We start from the raw sequence: 20,025 nt of genomic DNA on the forward strand, positions 1-20,025 counted from the left end.
GGCCGCTTCCTGGTCGACGGCGAGGTGAGCATCGACAACAACCACTGCGAAAACTTGATCCGTCCCTGGGCGATGGGTCGAAAGGCATGGCTGTTTGCTGGCAGCGAGTTGGCGGGTCAACGCGCAGCCGTCGTCATGAGCCTCGCGCACTCGGCCAAGCTGCACGGTCACGATCCCTGGATCTACCTCAAGGACGTGCTCGAGCGGTTGCCGCTGCATCCCAACCACCGCATCGAAGAGCTGTTGCCGCATCGGTGGTGCGCGCCAGAGCCCGCGACGACAGTGCCATGAAGAACATCCAAGCATTGATCGACGACGGCGGCGAGATCACGCTCGGCGCGCTCCCGCCCCATGAATGCGCAGCCACCGCCGCCGACGGCAACAACGCCCTGGCAATGCTGGTACGCCGAGACGGAGAAACACTCAACGCGCTGCTCAAGCGACTCGATCGAGCCATCGGTGCGTACTACGACGACGGTGAAACCGTCGACGAGGTCAACGGCCCCTGATCCGGGATCATCTGGCAAGGTGGGACGACCAGCCGCTTACTGTCATCGAAGACGCTCCCGACCTCGATGAGATGTCGGCCCTATCCAGTCTTGATGAATCCAGGCAGAAGATGCGCGCACTCGGCGAGGAAGTGCTTACAACCGGCAAGCGATGGGCTGCCAAGGCCGGCATTCAGGCCGAAGTCGTCCTGAACGAGGGAATACATGGCCGCATTGCGAACGTCATCGTGGACGAAGCCAGGCGATCCGGCTGCGACCTGATCGTCATGGGCACGCACGGGCGCCGCGGGCTGAGGCGCCTCACCTTAGGTAGCGAGGCAGCGGCGGTGGCACGCAGTAGCCCGGTGCCAGTCCTGCTCGTCAAGAACGATCTGGCTGTCGACTGAACAGCAACCGAGGTGGCCGTCGCGAGATTTCACGGCGTTCCTTCGATTGCTGTAGGGCTGGGCGTGCAACAGTCGAGCGAAGTCGATGTCGTTCCGTGTCACTCGAAAGAAGGCGTCGTGGGCGATGCTACGGGCTTGCCGGCAGCGACCCAGGCGTCAAACCCGCCCGCTATCGACTGCACCTGCAGGTAGCCCATGTCGTGCATGGCGCAGGCGGCCAAGGCCGCGCGACCGCTGGACTTGCAATACAAAACCACCTTGAGGTCACGCGATGCGAGTTGAGGACTGCTGCTGAGCTTGAATTCCAGCAGTCCGCGTGAGGCATGGACGGCACCCGGGACGTGTCCCGCCTGGTACTCGTCAGCCTCGCGCACGTCGATGAGAACGTCGGCCTCGCGGATGGCTTGTTCTGCCTGGTCAACGGAGACTTCCTGGACGCGAGCCTTGGCGGCGGCAACGAGATCGTGAGCAGATTTCATGACTATTAACTTATGTGAATGATCAAATGTCACCGGTTCAGTGCACAGGAAGCGCGTTCACCGGGATACGGAGGTAAGCGACCCCGTTGTCGTCCGGGGGCGGCAGCTGCCCACCCCGCACGTTCACCTGAATCGAGGGAAGGATGAGCGTCGGAACATCCAGGGTTGCGTCCCGGGCCGTGCGCATGGCGACGAAGGCGTCCTCGCTGATGCCGTCGCGGACATGGATGTTGTGGGCTCGTTGCTCGGCGACGGTGGTCTGCCATCGGGGCTGTCGAGACCCCGGTGGGTAGTCGTGACAGACGTACATCGTGGTCTCGGGCGGCAGGTCCAGCAGTCTGCGCATCGAGGCGTAGAGCTGGCGTGCGTTGCCACCAGGGAAGTCCGCGCGCGCGCTGCCGACGTCGGGCATGAAGAGCGTGTCGCCGACGAAGACGGAGCCGTCCACCAGGTAGGCCATGTCAGCCGGGGTGTGACCCGGCACCAGCAGTGCGGTGGCCTCGACGCTGCCAATCTTGAACACCTCGCCGTCCCTGAAGAGGTGGTCGAACTGGCTCCCGTCCGGCAGAAAGCTGCGCTCGAGGTTGAAGAGCTTCTTGAAGGTCGCCTGCACGGTGCGGATGTTCTCGCCGATGGYGATCAGGCCGCCGACCTGGGCCTGGACGTAGCGTGCGCCGGACAGGTGGTCGGCGTGCGCGTGGGTTTCCAGAATCCAGTCGACCTGCAGGCCTTTCTCCCGCACATAGGCCAGCAGCCGGTCGGCCGAAGCCGTGCTGGTGTGCCCCGACTTGAAATCGTAGTCCAGCACCGGGTCGATGACCGCGGCTCGTTCCGTCGCATCGTCCCAGATGACGTAGGAAACCGTCCACGTGTGGGGGTCGAAGAAGCCTTGGGTCGTCGTGCGGGTCTTCATGGGATCAGTGGGTCACCGATTGACGTATATTATCGATGTATACATAATATGTCAATCGAAACTGTCCCTTTCTTCTCTTTATGAAGGCTTCCGCTTTGGTCATCGATCCCGACGCCCTGCGCGGCGCCGCAGGCAAGGCTGTTGGCGCTCTCAAGGTGCTCGCCAATGAAGACCGACTGCTCCTGCTTTGCCAGCTCTCGCAAGGAGAGATGTGCGTGAGCGAGCTGGAAAGCGCACTGGACATTCGCCAGCCGACCCTTTCACAGCAACTGGGCGTGTTACGCGGCGAGGGAGCTGTCCATACGCGCCGCGAGGGAAAGAGCATCTTCTACAGGGTGGCCGATACCTCGATGCTTGAGATCCTCGCGCTGCTCTACCGTCTCTACTGTCCGAAGGAGACCTGATGCCTATCGACTGGAACCGTCTACCGGCTGTTTGCGTCGCTGCCCGAGCCGCAGATTGATGCCTGGGGCCTGAGCCCCACTCTGTTCGCGAGGCGGGCGCGGCAAGCCCCTCCGGCTCAAAGGACATGGCCGGATCGGATTCTCGCCAGACTCCTGGCCTGGTTCTCGACCGCGTTAGCTAGAAGGCCCTCCGAGACCCGCTGGAGAACGCGGCCTCCGCCGCCGCCCGGCGGGCGCGGCGAATGCGGCCCGCTTCGGAGCCGTTCGCTCGAACTGCCGCGCAATGTTGCCGCACACCAGATCGCACAGCTCGTAGACCGCGGCATCCGCGATGCGGAAGTAGGCACTGTTTCCACGGGTTTCCCGCGACACCAGCCCGTGCTGCGTCAACAGAGTGAGGTGCCGTGAGATGTTGGCCGAGCTGTAGCCGCACAGCTGCGCCAGCTCGCCCACGTTGCGCTCCTGTTGGCGCAGGAGATTGAGAATCTGCAGCCGAGTCGGCTCGGCCAGCGCCTGGAAATACGCCGCCACCTGCACCAACGCTTCGTCGGAAAGTCCTTCCATGCTTGGACATGCCTGAAGTTGATCTGGCGCAATCATGCCTCAGTGCTCCCTTCTCATACTCGTCTCCGCGCAATCACTTACTTACCCACTTGACTATTTAGCTATGTGCGCAAATACTATACGAAACATCGGTGCTGTTCCAGTCCCAGCGTATTCGGATTGGGCACCGCCCTCTGAACTGTCCGTATGCTCAAGATTCGCTCGATCACTCTCACAGCCCTTCTCGCCGGGGTCACGCTAGCCGCGTCCGCCTGGGCGGCCGCTGAGCCATTGAGTACCGTGACGGCCCGGCCTTCTGCGACCGCCGCATCGGGTTTTGACGGCGTCGTCGAAGCTGTGCGACAGACGGTCATCGCCGCGCAAGTGTCTGGCGCGGTGGTCCACCTTGACGCCAGGGTCGGCGACTTCGTCAAGGCCGGCCAAGTGCTGCTGCAGATCGATGCCAGGGCTGCCGACCAGAACGCCGCCGCAAGCGATGCTCAGGTCCAGGCCGCACGCGCATCGCTGGAGGTCGCGACCAAGGAATACGAGCGGCAGAAGCAGCTGTTCCAGAAGAACTACATCAGCCAGGCGGCGCTGGAACGCGCCGAATCCGAGTTCAAGGCGACCCGGGCGCAAGTCGCGGCACAAGGTGCCCAAGCCGGCGTGGCACGAACGCAGAGCGGCTTCCATGTCATCCGAGCGCCTTATGCGGGCGTGATCGCGGAAGTCCCGGTGTCGTTGGGCGACATGGCGATGCCGGGCCGTGCCCTGATCACTGTCTACGATCCTTCCGCCCTGCGGATTACCGCAGCCGTGCCCCAGACCGTAGCAGCGCAAGTGGCGACCGGCCAGTTGCCGCGGGCGGAATTGCCCGGACTGAGCGCACAGCGCCAATGGGTCACTCCGGTACGCATGCAGATCCTGCCCACGATTGACGCAGCCACCCATACGGTGCAGCTTCGCGTCGATCTTCCGCCCGGTCTGGACGGTGTCGTACCCGGCATGTTCGCGCGGCTGTGGCTGCCCGTGGCCGGCGGGGGTGCGAGCGCCATGCCGAGCCTGTCGGTCCCGCTTTCCGCCATCGTGCGCCGTGCTGAGCTGACGGGACTCTACGTCCTCAATTCGGAAGGCCGTCCCATGCTCCGCCAGGTGCGGCTGGGCCGTGTCGACGGCGACAAGGTCGAGATCCTCTCGGGCCTGATGCCCGGCGAGAAAGTGGCCACCGACCCGCAGGCCGCCGCTCGCATCCGCCAGACCACGCCATGACACAGCAAGGCCGGTCCTCGTCGCTGGGCATTTCAGGCCGGATTGCGGCGTTCTTCCAGAGCGCCCAGATCACGCCGTTGCTCGCACTGATGGCACTTCTGCTCGGCGCGTTCGCCGTGTTGGTGACGCCGCGAGAGGAAGAGCCGCAGATCAACGTCACGATGGCCAATGTGCTCATCCCCTTCCCGGGTGCGAGCGTGCGGGACGTCGAGCAGATGGTGGCCGGGCCGGCCGAGCAGGTGCTGGCCCAGATCTCAGGCGTCGAGCACGTGATGTCCGTGTCGCGACCGGGCCTGGCCGTGATCACGGTGCAGTTCAAGGTCGGCGTGCCGCGTACCGAAGCCCTGGTGCGCTTGTACGACACGGTCAACGCGAATGCCGACTGGCTGCCCAAGGGCCTGGGCGTTCTCGATCCGATCGTCAAGCCCAAGGGCATCGACGATGTGCCGATCGTGACACTGACGCTCTTCAGCAAGAACGCCGCGGTCGGACCCTACGATCTGGAGCGCGTGGCACATAGCATCGAGGCTGACTTGAAACGCGTGGCAGGCACCCGCGAAGTGAACACGATCGCCGGAGCGGGCCGCGCCATTCTGGTTGAACTCGACCCCGCGCGCATGGCCGGCGCCAGCGTCACCGTGTCAGACCTCCGAACCGCGCTGCAATCCGCCAACCTCGGGTTGCCGGTCGGAGAACTGATCTCGGGGAACCAGGCCGTGGCCATCGAATCCGGTCCGTTTCTGCGGCAAGCCAGCGAGGTCGGCGAACTGGTGGTCGGCGTGCATGGCGGAAAGCCGGTGTTCCTGCGCGATGTCGCCACGGTGCGCGATGGCCCGCTGCCGCCCAGCCGCTACGTCTGGTATGGCGAGGCTGGCAAGGACGGTGCCGGCGCGGCTGAGTTTCCAGCGGTCACCCTCGCGGTCACCAAGAAGCCTGGCGAAAACGCCATCGATGTCGCCAACGCCGTGATGCGGCGGGTCGAGGTTCTGCGCAATACCGTGATTCCCGCCGACGTACAGGTTGCCGAAACCCGCAACTACGGCGCGACTGCCAACGACAAGGCCCAGAAGCTGATTCAGAAACTGCTGTTCGCCACCGCCTCGGTGGTGGCGCTGGTGTTCCTCGCGCTGGGTCGGCGGGAAGCCGCGATCGTTGGCGCTGCGGTGATCCTGACGCTGACGGTCACGCTCTTCGCATCCTGGGCCTGGGGCTTCACGTTGAACCGGGTGTCGCTGTTCGCCCTGATCTTCTCGATCGGCATCCTGGTCGACGACGCGATCGTCGTGGTCGAGAACATTCACCGCCATCAGCAGTTGCATCCCGAGCGCACGTTGGCGCAGATCATCCCGGGCGCGGTGGACGAAGTGGGCGGACCGACCATCCTGGCGACCCTGACCGTGATCGCTGCGCTGTTGCCGATGGCATTCGTGTCCGGCTTGATGGGGCCCTACATGAGCCCGATCCCGATCAACGCGAGCATGGGCATGCTGCTGTCGCTGGCGATCGCCTTCATGGTCACGCCCTGGCTGGCACGCCTCTGGATGAAGGGAGCACCGGCCCACGTTGCCAAGGCCGATGGCCACAAGGCTGCTCACGGCCTGGCAGCCAAGCTCGCGCCGCTGTTCGAACGCGTGTTCCGTCCGCTGCTCGATKAACAGCGCGGCTCGCGCAATCGCCGCCTGCTCGGCCTTGGCATCGGCATCCTGATCGCGCTCTCCCTCGCGCTGCCCGCGACTGGCCTGGTCCTGCTGAAGATGCTGCCTTTCGACAACAAGTCGGAGTTCCAGGTCGTCGTCGACATGCCGGCTGGCACCCCGGTCGAACAAACCGCCGCGGTGCTGCAAGAGCTGGGCGCTTACCTGGCAACCGTGCCCGAAGTCACCGACTACCAGGCCTATGCCGGCATCGCTGCGCCGATCAACTTCAATGGACTGGTGCGCCAATACTACCTGCGCGCCGGCGGCGAAGTCGGCGACCTTCAAGTCAATCTCGTCGACAAGCACCAGCGCAAGGCGCAGAGCCACGCGATCGCTACACGCGTGCGGCCCGCTCTGCAGAAGATCGGCGAGCGCTTCGGCGCCAACATCAAGGTGGTGGAAGTTCCCCCTGGCCCGCCGGTGCTGTCGCCGATCGTGGCCGAAATCTATGGACCCGAGGCTGAAGGGCGGCAGCGGGTCGCGAAGTCGGTACGCGCAGTGTTCGAGAAGACCCCGGGGGTGGTCGACGTCGACGACAGCAGCATCGCCGCGGCACCGAAGACCCTGCTGCTCATCGACCGCCAGAAGGCGGCGATGCTGGGCGTGCCGCAGCAGGCCATCGTGACCACGCTCAGGGCGGGCCTGGCTGGCGAGGCCACGGCTTACCTGCACGACCAGAGCAAGTACCCCGCCGCCGCGACCCTGCAGTTGCCGGCCGAACGCCAGGGGGACCTGAACACGCTGCTGCAACTCACGGTGCGCAGCGCCGCGGGCAACCTGGTGCCCATTCGCGAACTCGTCAAGGTGACGGACACCGTGCGCGAGCAACCGCTCTATCACAAGGACCTGCTGCCGGTGAACTATGTCGTCGCCGACATGGCCGGGAAGCTCGACAGCCCGCTCTACGGCGTCTTTTCGATGCGCAGTGAGCTGGCCAAGATCGCGACACCAGGTGGAGGCTCACTTGTCGAGTATTTCATCCGCCAGCCCGAGGACGCCTACCGCGATTACGCGCTCAAGTGGGATGGCGAGTGGCAGATCACCTACGAGACCTTCCGCGACATGGGTGCCGCCTATGCCGTCGGCCTGATACTGATCTACCTCCTGGTCGTGGCACAGTTCGGCTCCTATCTGACGCCGCTGATCATCATGGCGCCGATCCCGCTGACGATCATCGGCGTAATGCCCGGTCACGCGCTGCTGGGCGCGCAATACACGGCGACCAGCATGATCGGAATGATCGCGCTGGCCGGGATCATCGTGCGCAACTCGATCCTGCTGGTGGACTTCATCAACCTCCAGGTCCGCGAGGGGATGCCGTTCAAGGACGCCATCGTGCACTCGGCCATCACGCGAGCACAGCCGATCATGCTGACCGGTCTTTCGGCGATGCTGGGCGCCTTCTTCATTCTCGACGACCCGATCTTCAACGGCCTGGCGATCTCGCTGATCTTCGGCATCTTCGTCTCCACCGTGTTGACGCTGGTCGTCATTCCGATCCTCTACTACGTCGCCTATCGCAACCGCCTGGGCGCGATCACTGGGTCTGCAAAACCGGACTCGTCCACTTTCTCTGTCCTACCTGAAGGAGCTTCATCATGACTTCCTGGCAACTCGTGCGTCTCGTCGCCGGCTCATTCATCCTGCTGTCGTTGGCACTGGGCATCCCTGGCAGCCCGATCTTCGTCAGTTCCTGGTGGCTGGCCTTCACCGCGTTCGTCGGCGCGAACCTGCTGCAGAGCGCACTGACGAAGTGGTGCCTCATGGAGACGATCATGCGCAAGCTCGGTGCGCGCCCGGGCGCCTGAGCGTGGCAGCACGCGGCCTCCCCGTCGGGCAATCGGCAAGTGGCGCGAGCCCGGCCGCTGCCCGAGGGTTGTCGACCCTGCAAGGCTGGCTCCTGGTCGGCGCGATGGCGCTCGCCTGCACCTCGCAGGCAGCCCGTGCGGCCGACCTGATCGAAGTCCTGCGGGCGGCCGAGCAAAGCGACATGGACTACGCCGTGGCACGGGCTGCACATGAGGCCGCGCTGCCGCGCCGCGACCAGGCCGCAGCACTCTGGCTGCCGCGTGTCAACGCGAGTGCCTCGGCCGGATTCGCCACCCGTGACACGGAGACCCGCGGTGCCCAATTCTCCGCGCCCGGTTTCGGCGTCTCGAACAACGTGAACTTCAACACGTCGGTCAATGGAGGCACGGCGGGACGTTGGGCGCTCACGGCAAGCCAGCCCCTCTACAACCCCGAGCGACGCGCCCAGCAGCAACTGCTCGGCTTGTCGGTCGACCTGGCCGACCTCGAGTGGCAGACTGCCCGGCAGTCGCTGATGCTGCGCACCGCGCAGCGCTATTTCGACCTCGCGCTGGCGGAAGAGTCGCTGCGCGTTCTGAAGCTCCAGCTGGATGCCGTGCAACGAGCTTCGACCGAGGCGAAGGACCGTTTCACGATGGGCGCGACACCGGTCACCGACACGTATGAGACGGGCGCCCGCCTGGCTGGCATTCGGGCGCAGGTGCTGGCAGCCGAAAGCGATGTGCAGCTCAAGCGCAACCTGCTGGCCGACAGCACCGGGATGCCGGCCCCGACGCTGTCAGCCCGCCTGCCGGCCGGCCGCTCCGCGGACACCCAGCCGCGGCCATTGGCGGCGTGGCTGGCCGACGCGCAGGCCGGAAATCCCGACGTCCGCATCCGGGAACTGGCCTCCGAAGTCGCGAAGCAGGAAGCGTCGAAATTCAGCCTGCAGTCGTCCGTCGCGGTGGACGTCGTTGCTCAGGCCTCGCGCGAGCAGCTCAACGGCAGCGGTGACTTCGGCTCCGCCTCCAACAAGGGAACGGACCGCATGATCGGGGTGCAGATCTCCGTGCCCCTGTTCACCGGAGGCTATCGCAGCGCCAAGCAGGAAGAGGCCCTGCGCCTGGCCGACAAGGCAGCCACGGAAGCCGATCGCAGTCGGCAGACGACCGCACAGCAGGTCCGGTCCGCCTGGCTGGGCTTGAGCGTCGGTGCCGAACGGGTGCATGCCCTCTCGGATGGCGTGAAGGCGAGCGAGGCGCGGCGGGATGCAACGCACCTGGGACACCAGGTCGGCCAACGCACCACCCTGGACCTGCTGAACGCCGAGAACGATACCGCCGCAGCCCGCCTGGCGCTGGTGCAGGCCCGCGCCGGACTCTTGATGGATCGGCTACGCCTCGCGGCGCTTGTCGGGCAACTGGACGACGTCTCCTGGCGCTCGGTCAATGAGGACCTTGAGCCGATCCCGGCGCCTCGGCAATAACCACCCGCTTCAGACCTCTTTCACTACCGATGGCCGGGCACACCGGCAACGAGGAGACACAACCATGGCCCACATCGTCATTCTTGGTGCCGGCACCGGCGGCATGCCTGCCGCCTACGAGTTGCGCGCCGCACTGGACAAATCGCACCGCATCACGGTCGTGAACGCCGTCGACTACTTCCAGTTCGTTCCTTCCAACCCGTGGCTCGCAGTGGGCTGGCGGGAGCGCAGCGCGATCACCTTCCAGATCCGCCCCTACCTGGAGCAGAAGGGCATCGAGTTCGTCGCCCAACGCGTGACGCGCATCGATGCAACGGGCAACGCGCTCGAGCTGCAGGACGGCAGCAAGCTCGCCTACGACTATCTCGTCATCACCACCGGCCCCAAGCTCGCCTTCGACGAGGTGCCTGGCGCCGGCCCGGATGGGCACACCCAGTCGATCTGCCTGGTTGACCATGCCGAGAAGACCTGGACGCAGTACCAACAGTTCCTGAACGACCCCGGCCCGGCAGTCATCGGTGCGATGCCTGGTGCATCGTGCTTCGGGCCTGCCTACGAGTTCTCTTTCATCTTCAACACCGATCTCAAGCGCCGCAAGCTGCGCAACAAGGTGCCCATCACATACGTGACCAGCGAGCCCTACATCGGCCACCTGGGGCTGGGCGGCGTTGGCGACTCCAAGTCGATGCTCGAAAGCGAGTTCCGCAACAACGACATCAAGTGGATCACCAACGCCAAGGTCACGCGAATCGAGCCCGGCAAGATGTTCGTGACCGAGATGGACGAACACGGTCAGCCGAAGAAGGAGCACGAGCTGCCTTTCAAGTTCAGCATGATGCTGCCTGCGTTCAAGGGCGTCGACGCGGTGGCTTCGGTCGAGGGCCTGTGCAACCCGCGCGGATTCGTATTGATCGACGAGTACCAGCGCAGCAAGAATTACCGAAACATCTTTTCAGCCGGGGTCTGCGTCGCCATTCCGCCGGTCGAAGTGACCCCCGTTCCGACGGGCGCACCGAAGACCGGCTACATGATCGAGACCATGATCACAGCCATCGTGCACAACATCGTCGCCGAACTCAACGGCCGGCCGGCAGACGCCAAAGGCACTTGGAACGCGATCTGCCTTGCCGACATGGGAGACACCGGCGCTGCCTTCGTGGCACTGCCGCAGATCCCGCCGCGCAATGTCAACTGGTTCAAGAAGGGCAAATGGGTCCACCTGGCCAAAGTCGCATTCGAGAAGTACTTCATGTACAAGATGAAGAACGGCACATCCGAGCCGATCTACGAGAAGTATGTCCTCAAGGCGCTCGGCATCGAGCGGCTCGAGCGCTGATTCATCGGTTCCGGAGATCATCGATGGAAGCTGGCGCCGCGAGGTCTCAGGTTCGCCGGCGCAAGTTCGTCAAGTCGAACGACCCGGTCCGCGCGCCGGACGGCCTCCTCTCAAGGCCGGCATCCGGCGCCGAGGTGCCAAGGCAGGCCTCGACGATTTGATTTCCGTCAAGGTCGGTCTCGGGCAAGCAGCCTAGGCTGCAGTTCGACAAACATGGCGCATGGGAGCAGCGGATGGACATGCTGGACTGGGCGAGAGGGCCATTGTTCTATGCGGCATTGACGGTTTTCGTGTTCGGTGTGGCATGGCGACTGTTCGCCCTGGTTCAACTTCCGGCCGCGCCGGAGCCAGCCCCCGCCCGCAAGCCCTTCGGCAAGACCGACGCGTTTCGCGCAGCGCTCATACGAATGTGGCCACGCCAGGGCATGCCGGGCAGCGCAACGCTGGTGACATTCAACCCCTATGTGTTCCACATCGGTCTCGCACTGATCTTCTTCGGCTATGCACCGCACATCGCCTTCATTCGCTACCTGACCGGCCTGGGATGGCCGGCACTGCCCGACTTCGTCATGTATCTCTCAGCCGCAGCGACCATCGTCTCCCTGTTGATGGCGCTGATGTTCAGGCTGACTGACCCCGTGCTCAAGAAGATCTCCCGAGCCGACGATATGGTGACCTGGGCAGTGACGATGCTGCCGCTGATGACCGRCATGGCGCTGGTGGGCGAGCCTTCCTCAGCCATCCTCGCGCAGCACCATGTTCTGTATCGCGGGCCGCTCGCGATCCATCTGATGAGCCTTGAGCTGCTGCTGATCTGGTTTCCTTTCGGCAAGCTGATGCACGCGTTCCTCTTCCTGCCTGCGCGCATGCAACTGGCCACCTTCCTCGGGCGCCGCGGAGTACGGCCATGATCGACATGGCCGTCTTCAAGCAGTTCCAGGAGGCCATCGAGCACCTGGGCGAGATGGCGAGGCCCGAGCCGATGGCCGACGAGGAGCGGGTCATCCGGGCCAAGGCCGTCATGCGACGCAAGACCGACCGCGCATTGGCGCTCGATCTCGAGGCATGCGTGAATTGCGGCTACTGTTCCGAGGCCTGCCATTTCTACCGGAGCACGCAGGATCCGAAGTACACCCCTACGCGCAAGCTGGATCTTCTACGGCGCGTGCACGCCCGGGAGGGCTCGGCGTTCGCGGCCGTCCGGCGCTGGTTCACACGTGACATCAGCGCGGATGATCTGCGGGAATGGCAGGAGTTGGTCTACGACTCATGCACCGAGTGTGGCCGCTGCAGCATGGTCTGCCCCATGGGCATCAACATCGCTCGCGGCGTCAACGTGATGCGCGAAGCGCTGTCGGAGGCGGGCCTGGTGCCGCTGGAACTCATGGCGGTTGCGCAGGAGCAAGCCGGACGCGGCACGGTGTTCGGCGTTGGGCCGGTTGAACTGGCTCACGTGGTGGAGGTGCTGCGCGCCAGGGGCATCCGGATACCGCTCGACGAGCCACGGGCCGACGTGATGCTGGTCACGACAGTGATCGACGTGCTGCTGTTCCAGGATGCCTTGGCCGCAACTGCAAAAATCCTGAACCATCTGAACATCGACTGGACATTGCGCAGCGCAGGGTTCGAGGCAGCCAACTTCGGACTGTTGTCCGGAAACGAGGCATTGCAGAGAGCGGCGAGCAAGCGACTTATCGACGAGGCCGTTGCAATCGGCGCCAAGGCGGTGATCCTGCCCGAATGCGGCCATGCCTACCCGGCGCTGCGCTGGGACGGGCGGCTGCCCGATGGGAAAGCGTTGCCATTCGAGGTGTTGGCGGTTGCCGAGTTTGTCGGACGTGAGATCCGCGACGGACGCCTCGCGTTGGTGCCCGGTGATCCCGATCGCAAGTTGACCTATCACGACGCCTGCAAGCTGGCGCGCCATGGCGGCGTTCTCGATGAGCCACGAGCCGCGCTGAATGCGCTGGGCGTGGATTTTCGGGAGACCTCGCCCACTGCGGAACTGAATTGGTGTTGCGGCGGAGGCGCCGGGGCTTTCCTGATCAACCGCGCGGCGCCTCTTCGACACAAGGCCTGGCAAATCAAGCGCGCGCAGATCGATGCCACGGGCGCCGACACGGTCGTGCTGTCCTGCGCAAGTTGCCGCCTCAATTTCATGGAAGGTGCCGAGGCCGAGCAAGCGCAGATCCACATCGAAAGCCTGGTCGAGACGGTCGCGGCCCAGTTGCCGCGAGAACCTAAGCAAGCCGCCATCGATGTCTAGGGGTCCACAAGAAGAACAATGGCTGCACGGCTGGAACCGCCCGAGAGCGTTGATATCGGTTAGGTTTCGCGCACCGACTGAGCTCGACCTGATACTCGTGGAGGGCAGAGCGGGTCTGCCTACCTCGCGGCCTCGGCGGACATCTTCAGCGAGTCGAACAGTTCGACGAACACACGGCGCAACCACTCGCTGCCCGGGTCACGGTGGAACCTCTGGTGCCAGGTCATCGAAACGTCGAAGGCCGGGAACTGCACGGGTGGTGCAACGAGCTGCAATTGCATGTGACGCGCAACCATTGCACCGAGGTTGCTGGGCACTGCGCCGATCAAATCGGTGCTCGCCACGACGGGACCCACGCACAGGAAGCTGTGAACCCTTAGTGCAACCCTTGCCTTCACGCGAGCGCTTGCCAGAACCTTCTCGACCGCCGCGGCATGTTGCATGCCCTTGGGCCCAGCCACCACATGGGCCAGCTCACGCAGTTGCTCGCGGCGCAGGCTTCCCCTGACCTGCGGATGATCCGTGCGGGCCAGATAGACGAAATGCTCGCGAAAAAGCCGCTGGTGGTGCATCTGCTTGCCGAGGTCGCCAAGGTAGCCCACCGCAAGGTCGATCCGGCCTGATGCCAAACCGTCGAAGAGCTCGCCCTGGCTCGGCGAAACAGCTTCGATGATGACATTCGGCGCCACGTCGGCGAGGTGCAGCATCAAGCGCGGAAGAAAGAGCCGCTCGCCGATGTCGCTCATCGCGACCCTGAATGTGCGCGCCTCCTCGCCTTGATTGAACGTGGGCCGGTTGACGGTGGCGCGCAGGATCTCCAGCGCCGAGCTCACGGGAGATACCAACGCATCGGCGAAGGGCGTCGGCACCACGCCGCGCTGTTGCCGCACGAACAACGCGTCTCCGTACATCTCACGAAGCCGCCCGAGTCCTCGGCTGACCGCGGGCTGGGTCAGGCTGAGCTGCGCACCGGCTGCCGTCAGGTTTCGTGTGCGATAGACCGTCTCGAAGAGTTCAAGCAGATTGAGGTCGACCTGGCGCGAAAGGAGGCGGGAAGTGCGGCTTGTCTTGACATGTGCTGAGGACATATCACGAATTCTATTTTTTCATTTCAGGAATGTCACTGAACTTTCTACAGTGGCGGCAGATAGGAAAAAGGAGACATTCCGTGATCAACCTGCTCGACATTCGTTATGTGCGGCTCGGCACCCCGCAGCGTGACCAGACGGACCGCTTCGCGCGTGAGGTGCTCGGCCTGGAGCGGGCGCGGCAGGAGGCGGGCGCCTCCTACTTCCGCAGCGACAGTCGCGACCACACCCTGGTGTATTTCGACGGCGACCCCGCGGACCATACGGTGGGCTTCGAATTGCGTACCGCCGAGGAATTGGAGGCGGCCGCTGCGGAACTGAGCAACGCCGATGTCGACGTTCGCCCCGGTTCCGCGGACGAGTGCGAGCAGCGCCACGTGCAGAGCTTCGTCCACTTCAGGGATCCCACCGGCAACAAGATCGATCTGGTGCTCGGCCCGCATCACAGCGGGCGCCGCCATTTCCCGTCGCGGGATGCCGGCATCACGGGCTTCAGCCATGTGGGACTTTGCACGACCGACGCTCGGCGCGACGAGCGCTTCTGGACCCAGGTGCTCGGGGCGCGCGTGAGCGACCGCATCGGCGATGCGCCATTGCTGCGGATCGACGAGGTGCATCACAAGATCGCATTGTTCCCGGCGAACCGCTCGGGCGTTCAGCACGTCAATCACCAGGTCGACAGCGTGGACGACATCATGCGCGCCTGGTACCTGCTCCAGCAGAAAGGGATCGAGATCGCTTTCGGTCCTGGTCGCCACCCGACCTCCGGCGCTCGCTTTCTCTACTTTCGCGGACCGGACGAAATGATCTACGAGTACTCCACCGGCGTGCGCACCATCTCCGCGGAAGAGGAGGCGACTTATCAGCCGCGGCAGTTTCCTCGTGCCAACGAATCGTTCTGCATGTGGGGGGCTGTGCCGGACATCGCCGAGTTTCGCGAACCCGCCGAAGGAGCGCAGGCTTGAACGCGTCCCCAGCCGATCGGCGCGAACTGCGGGTGGCTGCCCGCGCGTTGGCGCGCCATGGTCTGGCCCACGCCTATGGCCATTGCAGCGTCCGGCTCGATGAGGGCAGCTTCCTGGTCTGCGCTGCGCGGCCGATGGGCCTGATCGGACCCGGCGAGCCAGGCACGGTGGTGCCCGTGGCCGGCGCCTTGCCCGCAGGCGTGCTGGGTGAGGTTCGACTGCACCAGCAGATCTATCAACGTCACGCCAACGTCAATGCCGTGACCCGCACGATGCCGCCCCTGCTCATGGCGCTCGGCACCGCACGGCGTACGCCCCGGACTCGCCATGGGATGGGCGCCTACTTCGGTGCCGGTGCGGCCTTGTGGGACGACCCGCAACTCGTTCGGGACGACGACCGGGCCGCCGCGGTCGTCGACGCGATGGGGAACGCCAACGCGATCGTGATGCGCGGCAATGGGGTGCTGGTCACGAGCGACTCGCTGGCCAAGGCGGTGGTGCTCACCTGGTACCTCGAAGATGCCGCGCGGATCGAGCTTGCCGTGCTGGCGGCCGGTTTGCAGGACGAGTCGGTCGTGTTCGATGCGCTCGAGCGTGAACAGCGGGCCACCGAGGCGGGTGGAATTTTCGAGCGAATGTGGCAGTTCCTGACCGCAGGCGACCCAGAAACCAATGTCCAGGAGGCACAACCTTGATTCTCAACTTCATCAACGGCGAATACCGCAAGGGCCGAAGCGGTCGGACCTTTGACGACATCAACCCCGTCGATGGCACGCTCGTCGACAAGGTCAGCGAAGCCGCGCGCGAGGACGTCGACGATGCGGTGCGCGCGGCACGTGAGGCGCTTCGTGGTCCTTGGGGCTCCCTCAAACTCGCACAACGCTGCGACCTGCTCCATGGGCTCGCCGCCGAGATCGATCGCCGCGCGGAGGACTTCATTGCCGCCGAGGTGGCAGACACTGGCAAGCCGCGCTCGCTGGCGTCGCACCTCGACATCCCGCGCGGCGCCGCGAACTTCCGCGTCTTTGCGGATGTGGTGCGCAACGTGCCGACGGAGAGCTTTGCCGGCCACGCGCCGGATGGCAAGCCCGCGCTGAACTACGCATCGAGGCGGCCGAAGGGCGTGGTGGCCGTCGTTTGTCCGTGGAATCTGCCCCTGCTGCTGATGACGTGGAAAGTCGGGCCTGCGTTGGCTTGTGGAAACACCGTCGTCGTCAAGCCCTCCGAGGAGACGCCGGCCACGGCGGCGCTGTTGGGTGAGGTCATGAACGCCGCGGGCATCCCCAAGGGCGTCTACAACGTGGTGCACGGCTTCGGACCGGACTCCGCCGGCGAATTTCTCACCACGCACCCGGACATCGATGCTGTCACCTTCACGGGAGAGACGTGCACGGGTGCCGCGATCATGCGGGCGGCCGCCGAAGGCATCAAACCCGTCTCGATGGAGCTCGGTGGCAAGAACGCAGCGGTCGTGTTCGAGGATGCGGACCTGGACGTGACCATCGCCGGCCTGGCCCGCTCGGTCTTCGAGAACTCGGGCCAGGTCTGCCTTGGCACGGAGCGTGTGTACGTGCAGCGCCCGGTGTTCGACGCCGTCGTGCAGCGACTGGCTGCCGCCGCGGCGCGCTTGAAGCCCGGACGACCCGACGACGCCGAGGCCAATTTCGGACCCCTGGTGTCGGCCGAGCACCAGACCAAGGTCCTCGGCTACTACGCCTTGGCGAGGGATGAGGGCGCCACGGTGGTCCATGGCGGTGGGGTGCCGAACGTACCGCCAGCGCTCAAGGGCGGCGCCTGGATCGAACCGACGGTGTGGACGGGACTGCCGCACGGCTCGCGTGTGGCCAGCGAAGAGATTTTCGGCCCCTGCTGCTGCGTCATCCCTTTCGACCGCGAGTCCGAGGCACTGCAGATGGCGAACGACACGCGCTACGGCCTGGCCGCTTCGGTCTATACGCAGGACGTCGACAGGGCGCACAGGTTCGCCGCCGCCTTGAAGGTCGGCGTCGTGTGGGTCAACACCTGGTTCCTGCGCGACCTGCGCACCGCTTTCGGGGGCTCCGGTGCATCCGGCATCGGACGCGAGGGAGGCGTTCACTCGCTCGAGTTCTACACCGAGCTCTCCAACATATGCATCAAGTTCAACGGAGCGACGCCATGACGACGCGTGAAATCGAAGCGGCAGCGCAGTCGCTGTGGAGCGCCGCAACCGGCGGCAAGGCGATCGCGCCCTTGCGGGAGACCTTCACCGGATTCGGCCCGGAAGAGGCTTACGCCGTCCAGGAGATCAACACGCAGCGCAAGCTCCAAGCCGGCGGGCGGCTGGTCGGCCGGAAGATCGGCCTCACTGCGAAGGCGGTGCAGAAGCAGCTCGGCGTGGACCAGCCCGACTACGGCATGTTGTTTGCCGACATGGCGATAGCGGACGGCGAGCCGGTGCGCTGGTCGACGCTGATGCAACCCAAGGTCGAGGCCGAGGTCGCACTGGTCATGGCGCATGACCTGCTCGAACCCGGCATCACGATGGCGCAGATGCTGCGCGGCGTCGCGTTTGCGCTGCCGGCCATCGAGATCGTGGGAAGCCGCATCGCCGAATGGGACATCCGGTTCGTCGACACGGTGGCGGACAACGCCTCCAGCGCTTCGTTCGTGCTCGGAAACACCCCGGTGCGCCTCGACGGCCTCGACCTGCGCCTGGCGGGCATGGTCATGGAGCGCAAAGGCGAGCAGGTCAGTCTCGGCGCGGGCGCTGCGTGCCTGGGACACCCGCTCAATGCCGCCCTGTGGCTCGCCAACAAGATGGCCGCGCTCGGCCGCGGGTTGAAGGCCGGTGACGTGGTGCTCACCGGTGCACTGGGCCCGATGGTTCCTGTCAAGCCCGGAGATGTCTTCGAAGCCCGCATCCAGGGACTCGGGTCGGTACGCGCGGTATTCGAGGAGCAGCAACAATGAACCCGCAACGCATTGCAAGCTTGGCGCAGCGTGTCGACGATGCGGCTCGCCATGCGAAGCCTATCTCGCAGTTCGCTCAGGAGGAAGCGCTCGGCGTCGACGCGGCCTACGAGATTCAACGCGGCTCGATCGCCCAGCGCCTGGCGCGCGGTGAACGGCGCACCGGCATGAAGATGGGCTTCACCAGCCGCGCCAAGATGGTCCAGATGGGCGTGCACGACATGATCTGGGGTCGGCTGACCGACGCCATGGCCGTGCCGGACGGCGGGCAGGTGTCGCTGAGCCGCTTCGTCCATGCGCGCGTGGAGCCCGAGCTGGCCTTCCTCCTCGGCAAGCCACTGCCCGCGGGAGCCAGCCTCGCGCAGGCCCTCGACGCCGTGATCGCGATCGCTCCGGCGCTCGAGATCATCGATTCGCGCTTCGAGAATTTCCGCTTCTCGCTGGAGGACGTCATTGCCGACAACGCATCGTCGTCGGGATACGTGATCGGTCCCTGGTGCGATCCGCTGCAGGACTTCAGCAATCTGGGGCTCATCCTGTCGATCGACGGCAGGCCGCGGCAGGTCGGCAGCACCGCTGGAATTCTGGGCAATCCCCTGCGGTCGCTCGTTGCTGCGGCGCGTTTGAGCGCAGCCGCGGACGAGCCGCTGGCGCCTGGGTGGCTGGTGATGGCCGGCGGTGCAACCGCCGCCGAAGCCCTCGAGCCCGGACAGCACGTTGCGCTCGAGATGCAAGGTCTCGGCCGCGTCGAATTCAACACCACCGAATGAGGCGAACATGCCATTGATCCAGGTCACCCTGATAGAGGGCCGCAGTGCCGAGGCAAAGACCGCCCTGATCCGCGGGCTCACCGACGCTGCCGTCGAAGCCACCGCTGCGCCGCGCGACTCCATTCGCGTGATCCTGCAGGAAGTGCCGGCCGCGCATTGGGGCGTGGGCGGCGTTCCCAAGGGAGTCGCTGCAGAGCAGGGGGTGAACCGTGGCTGATCGCAAGTTGAAAGTTGCCATCATCGGCAGCGGCAATATCGGTACGGACTTGATGATCAAGATCCTGCGCCATGGCCGACATGTCGAAATGGGCGCCATGGTTGGCATCGACGCCGCCTCCGACGGCTTGGCCCGCGCGGCGCGCCTGGGCGTGGCCACCACCCATGAAGGAGTGGAAGGGCTCGCGCGCCTGCCGGTGTTCGCGGACATCGACCTTGTCTTCGACGCGACTTCAGCGCGTGCGCACGTCTGGAACGATGCCTTCCTGCGTGAACTCAAGCCGGAGATCCGTTTGGTGGACCTGACACCCGCGGCGATCGGTCCCTATTGCATTCCTGTGGTCAATGGCCAGGCGCATCTGGACGCACCCAACGTCAACATGGTGACCTGCGGCGGCCAAGCCACCATCCCGATGGTGGCGGCCGTCTCGCGCGTGGCGAAGGTGCACTACGGCGAGATCGTCGCGAGCATCTCCAGCAAGAGCGCCGGACCGGGCACACGCGCCAACATCGACGAGTTCACCGAGACAACATCCAAGGCCATCGAGGTGGTCGGAGGGGCTGCCAAGGGCAAGGCCATCATTGTCCTGAATCCGGCCGAGCCGCCGTTGATGATGCGCGATACGGTCTACACGCTGAGCGAATTTGCCGACGAAGACGAGATCGCGGCGTCGGTCGCCCGCATGGCCGCCGAGGTGCAGGCCTACGTGCCGGGCTATCGCCTCAAGCAACGGGTTCAGTTCGACCGGATCGAGGCCGACCGTCCCATCCGGATCCCAGGCGTGGGTGCGCGCATGCATGGACTCAAGACCTCCGTCTTTCTGGAGGTGGAAGGCGCTGCGCACTACCTGCCGGCCTACGCAGGCAACCTCGACATCATGACCAGCGCGGCCCTGCGCACCGCGGAGTCGATGGCCGAGCGGATGCTCGCCGCCGTGGCCGCTTGAAGGAGACCGGA

General features: G+C 65.0%; 22 protein-coding genes. 18 read left to right on the top strand and 4 right to left on the bottom strand.

Annotated features, from left to right (window positions below):
- The 3 genes from AC1D2E_RS02500 to AC1D2E_RS02510 all read left to right on the top strand — a co-directional run.
- On the top strand, window positions 1-291 hold a 291-nt coding region (locus AC1D2E_RS02500), incomplete at its 5' end, for a transposase domain-containing protein (protein ID WP_478195928.1).
- Window positions 288-509 (top strand): hypothetical protein, encoded by a 222-nt coding sequence (locus AC1D2E_RS02505; RefSeq protein WP_478195929.1) that lies wholly within the window; start codon window positions 288-290, stop codon window positions 507-509. The genes AC1D2E_RS02500 and AC1D2E_RS02505, both read left to right, overlap by 4 nt.
- A 44-nt stretch (window positions 510-553) precedes the next feature.
- Window positions 554-895, top strand: a complete 342-nt coding sequence (locus AC1D2E_RS02510; protein WP_478196052.1) for a universal stress protein — start codon at window positions 554-556, stop codon at window positions 893-895.
- A gap of 98 nt (window positions 896-993) precedes the next feature.
- On the opposite strand, the gene AC1D2E_RS02515 is transcribed toward AC1D2E_RS02510, so the two are convergent.
- A complete protein-coding gene (locus AC1D2E_RS02515) occupies window positions 994-1,374 on the bottom strand; it encodes a rhodanese-like domain-containing protein (RefSeq protein WP_478195930.1) in 381 nt (126 codons plus the stop codon).
- A gap of 37 nt (window positions 1,375-1,411) precedes the next feature.
- Entirely contained in the window at window positions 1,412-2,287 is an 876-nt protein-coding gene (locus AC1D2E_RS02520; protein WP_478195931.1) for an MBL fold metallo-hydrolase, read from the bottom strand.
- Between the two features lie 80 nt (window positions 2,288-2,367).
- On the opposite strand from AC1D2E_RS02520, the gene AC1D2E_RS02525 reads away from it, so the two are divergent.
- Window positions 2,368-2,691 (top strand): metalloregulator ArsR/SmtB family transcription factor, encoded by a 324-nt coding sequence (locus AC1D2E_RS02525; RefSeq protein WP_478195932.1) that lies wholly within the window; start codon window positions 2,368-2,370, stop codon window positions 2,689-2,691.
- A 174-nt stretch (window positions 2,692-2,865) separates the two neighbouring features.
- Here AC1D2E_RS02525 and AC1D2E_RS02530 read toward each other — a convergent pair whose 3' ends face one another.
- The gene (locus tag AC1D2E_RS02530; protein ID WP_478195933.1) at window positions 2,866-3,255 is read right to left on the bottom strand and encodes an ArsR/SmtB family transcription factor; all 390 of its coding nucleotides are present in this window, start codon (window positions 3,253-3,255) and stop codon (window positions 2,866-2,868) included.
- A 186-nt stretch (window positions 3,256-3,441) separates the two neighbouring features.
- Between AC1D2E_RS02530 and AC1D2E_RS02535 the strand changes: the two genes are divergently transcribed.
- From AC1D2E_RS02535 to AC1D2E_RS02565, 7 genes are all read left to right on the top strand, one after another.
- Window positions 3,442-4,503 (top strand): efflux RND transporter periplasmic adaptor subunit, encoded by a 1,062-nt coding sequence (locus AC1D2E_RS02535; RefSeq protein WP_478195934.1) that lies wholly within the window; start codon window positions 3,442-3,444, stop codon window positions 4,501-4,503.
- Window positions 4,500-7,802 carry an efflux RND transporter permease subunit gene (locus AC1D2E_RS02540; protein ID WP_478195935.1) on the top strand — a complete coding sequence of 1,101 codons (3,303 nt, stop codon included), beginning with the start codon at window positions 4,500-4,502 and terminating at the stop codon, window positions 7,800-7,802. Before AC1D2E_RS02535 ends, AC1D2E_RS02540 begins: the two co-directional genes overlap by 4 nt.
- A complete protein-coding gene (locus tag AC1D2E_RS02545; protein WP_478173443.1) occupies window positions 7,799-8,008 on the top strand; it encodes a YgaP family membrane protein in 210 nt (69 codons plus the stop codon). Before AC1D2E_RS02540 ends, AC1D2E_RS02545 begins: the two co-directional genes overlap by 4 nt.
- Window positions 8,009-8,076: 68 nt before the next feature.
- A complete protein-coding gene (locus tag AC1D2E_RS02550) occupies window positions 8,077-9,474 on the top strand; it encodes a TolC family protein (RefSeq protein ID WP_478195936.1) in 1,398 nt (465 codons plus the stop codon).
- A gap of 64 nt (window positions 9,475-9,538) precedes the next feature.
- Window positions 9,539-10,810 carry an NAD(P)/FAD-dependent oxidoreductase gene (locus tag AC1D2E_RS02555; RefSeq protein ID WP_478195937.1) on the top strand — a complete coding sequence of 424 codons (1,272 nt, stop codon included), beginning with the start codon at window positions 9,539-9,541 and terminating at the stop codon, window positions 10,808-10,810.
- A gap of 233 nt (window positions 10,811-11,043) precedes the next feature.
- Complete coding sequence (locus tag AC1D2E_RS02560; RefSeq protein WP_478195938.1) at window positions 11,044-11,721, top strand: hypothetical protein; 678 nt, start codon at window positions 11,044-11,046, stop codon at window positions 11,719-11,721.
- Window positions 11,718-13,076: a (Fe-S)-binding protein gene (locus AC1D2E_RS02565; protein ID WP_478195939.1), complete on the top strand. Its 1,359-nt coding sequence runs from the start codon at window positions 11,718-11,720 to the stop codon at window positions 13,074-13,076. The genes AC1D2E_RS02560 and AC1D2E_RS02565 overlap by 4 nt, the downstream gene beginning before the upstream one ends.
- Window positions 13,077-13,195: 119 nt before the next feature.
- Here the strand turns inward: AC1D2E_RS02565 and AC1D2E_RS02570 are convergent, their stop codons facing one another.
- Window positions 13,196-14,164 carry a LysR family transcriptional regulator gene (locus tag AC1D2E_RS02570; protein ID WP_478195940.1) on the bottom strand — a complete coding sequence of 323 codons (969 nt, stop codon included), beginning with the start codon at window positions 14,162-14,164 and terminating at the stop codon, window positions 13,196-13,198.
- A gap of 80 nt (window positions 14,165-14,244) precedes the next feature.
- Between AC1D2E_RS02570 and AC1D2E_RS02575 the strand changes: the two genes are divergently transcribed.
- From AC1D2E_RS02575 to AC1D2E_RS02605, 7 genes are read left to right on the top strand one after another with little or no spacing between them, the layout of a single operon-like run.
- Window positions 14,245-15,129: a VOC family protein gene (locus AC1D2E_RS02575; protein ID WP_478195941.1), complete on the top strand. Its 885-nt coding sequence runs from the start codon at window positions 14,245-14,247 to the stop codon at window positions 15,127-15,129.
- On the top strand, window positions 15,126-15,824 hold the full coding sequence (locus AC1D2E_RS02580; protein WP_478195942.1) for a class II aldolase/adducin family protein: 699 nt from the start codon (window positions 15,126-15,128) through the stop codon (window positions 15,822-15,824). Before AC1D2E_RS02575 ends, AC1D2E_RS02580 begins: the two co-directional genes overlap by 4 nt.
- On the top strand, window positions 15,821-17,290 hold the full coding sequence (locus AC1D2E_RS02585; RefSeq protein WP_478195943.1) for a 2-hydroxymuconic semialdehyde dehydrogenase: 1,470 nt from the start codon (window positions 15,821-15,823) through the stop codon (window positions 17,288-17,290). The genes AC1D2E_RS02580 and AC1D2E_RS02585 overlap by 4 nt, the downstream gene beginning before the upstream one ends.
- A complete protein-coding gene (locus AC1D2E_RS02590; protein ID WP_478195944.1) occupies window positions 17,287-18,081 on the top strand; it encodes a 2-keto-4-pentenoate hydratase in 795 nt (264 codons plus the stop codon). Before AC1D2E_RS02585 ends, AC1D2E_RS02590 begins: the two co-directional genes overlap by 4 nt.
- A complete protein-coding gene (locus AC1D2E_RS02595) occupies window positions 18,078-18,851 on the top strand; it encodes a 2-keto-4-pentenoate hydratase (RefSeq protein WP_478195945.1) in 774 nt (257 codons plus the stop codon). Before AC1D2E_RS02590 ends, AC1D2E_RS02595 begins: the two co-directional genes overlap by 4 nt.
- A 7-nt stretch (window positions 18,852-18,858) precedes the next feature.
- Window positions 18,859-19,068 (top strand): 2-hydroxymuconate tautomerase, encoded by a 210-nt coding sequence (locus tag AC1D2E_RS02600; protein ID WP_478195946.1) that lies wholly within the window; start codon window positions 18,859-18,861, stop codon window positions 19,066-19,068.
- Entirely contained in the window at window positions 19,061-20,014 is a 954-nt protein-coding gene (locus AC1D2E_RS02605; RefSeq protein ID WP_478195947.1) for an acetaldehyde dehydrogenase (acetylating), read from the top strand. The genes AC1D2E_RS02600 and AC1D2E_RS02605 overlap by 8 nt, the downstream gene beginning before the upstream one ends.
- The last annotated feature ends 11 nt before the right edge of the window (window positions 20,015-20,025 follow it).

The organism is Variovorax sp. P1_H2, assembly GCF_056405295.1.

Bases quoted from the DNA above. Each gene is read 5' to 3' on its own strand.
- AC1D2E_RS02505 (WP_478195929.1), top strand. From the start codon at position 288: ATGAAGAACATCCAAGCATTGATCGACGACGGCGGCGAGATCACGCTC.
- AC1D2E_RS02515 (WP_478195930.1), bottom strand. From the start codon at position 1,374: ATGAAATCTGCTCACGATCTCGTTGCCGCCGCCAAGGCTCGCGTCCAG.
- AC1D2E_RS02525 (WP_478195932.1), top strand. From the start codon at position 2,368: ATGAAGGCTTCCGCTTTGGTCATCGATCCCGACGCCCTGCGCGGCGCC.
- AC1D2E_RS02530 (WP_478195933.1), bottom strand. From the start codon at position 3,255: ATGGAAGGACTTTCCGACGAAGCGTTGGTGCAGGTGGCGGCGTATTTC.
- AC1D2E_RS02535 (WP_478195934.1), top strand. From the start codon at position 3,442: ATGCTCAAGATTCGCTCGATCACTCTCACAGCCCTTCTCGCCGGGGTC.
- AC1D2E_RS02545 (WP_478173443.1), top strand. From the start codon at position 7,799: ATGACTTCCTGGCAACTCGTGCGTCTCGTCGCCGGCTCATTCATCCTG.
- AC1D2E_RS02555 (WP_478195937.1), top strand. From the start codon at position 9,539: ATGGCCCACATCGTCATTCTTGGTGCCGGCACCGGCGGCATGCCTGCC.
- AC1D2E_RS02565 (WP_478195939.1), top strand. From the start codon at position 11,718: ATGATCGACATGGCCGTCTTCAAGCAGTTCCAGGAGGCCATCGAGCAC.
- AC1D2E_RS02570 (WP_478195940.1), bottom strand. From the start codon at position 14,164: ATGTCCTCAGCACATGTCAAGACAAGCCGCACTTCCCGCCTCCTTTCG.
- AC1D2E_RS02590 (WP_478195944.1), top strand. From the start codon at position 17,287: ATGACGACGCGTGAAATCGAAGCGGCAGCGCAGTCGCTGTGGAGCGCC.
- AC1D2E_RS02595 (WP_478195945.1), top strand. From the start codon at position 18,078: ATGAACCCGCAACGCATTGCAAGCTTGGCGCAGCGTGTCGACGATGCG.
- AC1D2E_RS02600 (WP_478195946.1), top strand. From the start codon at position 18,859: ATGCCATTGATCCAGGTCACCCTGATAGAGGGCCGCAGTGCCGAGGCA.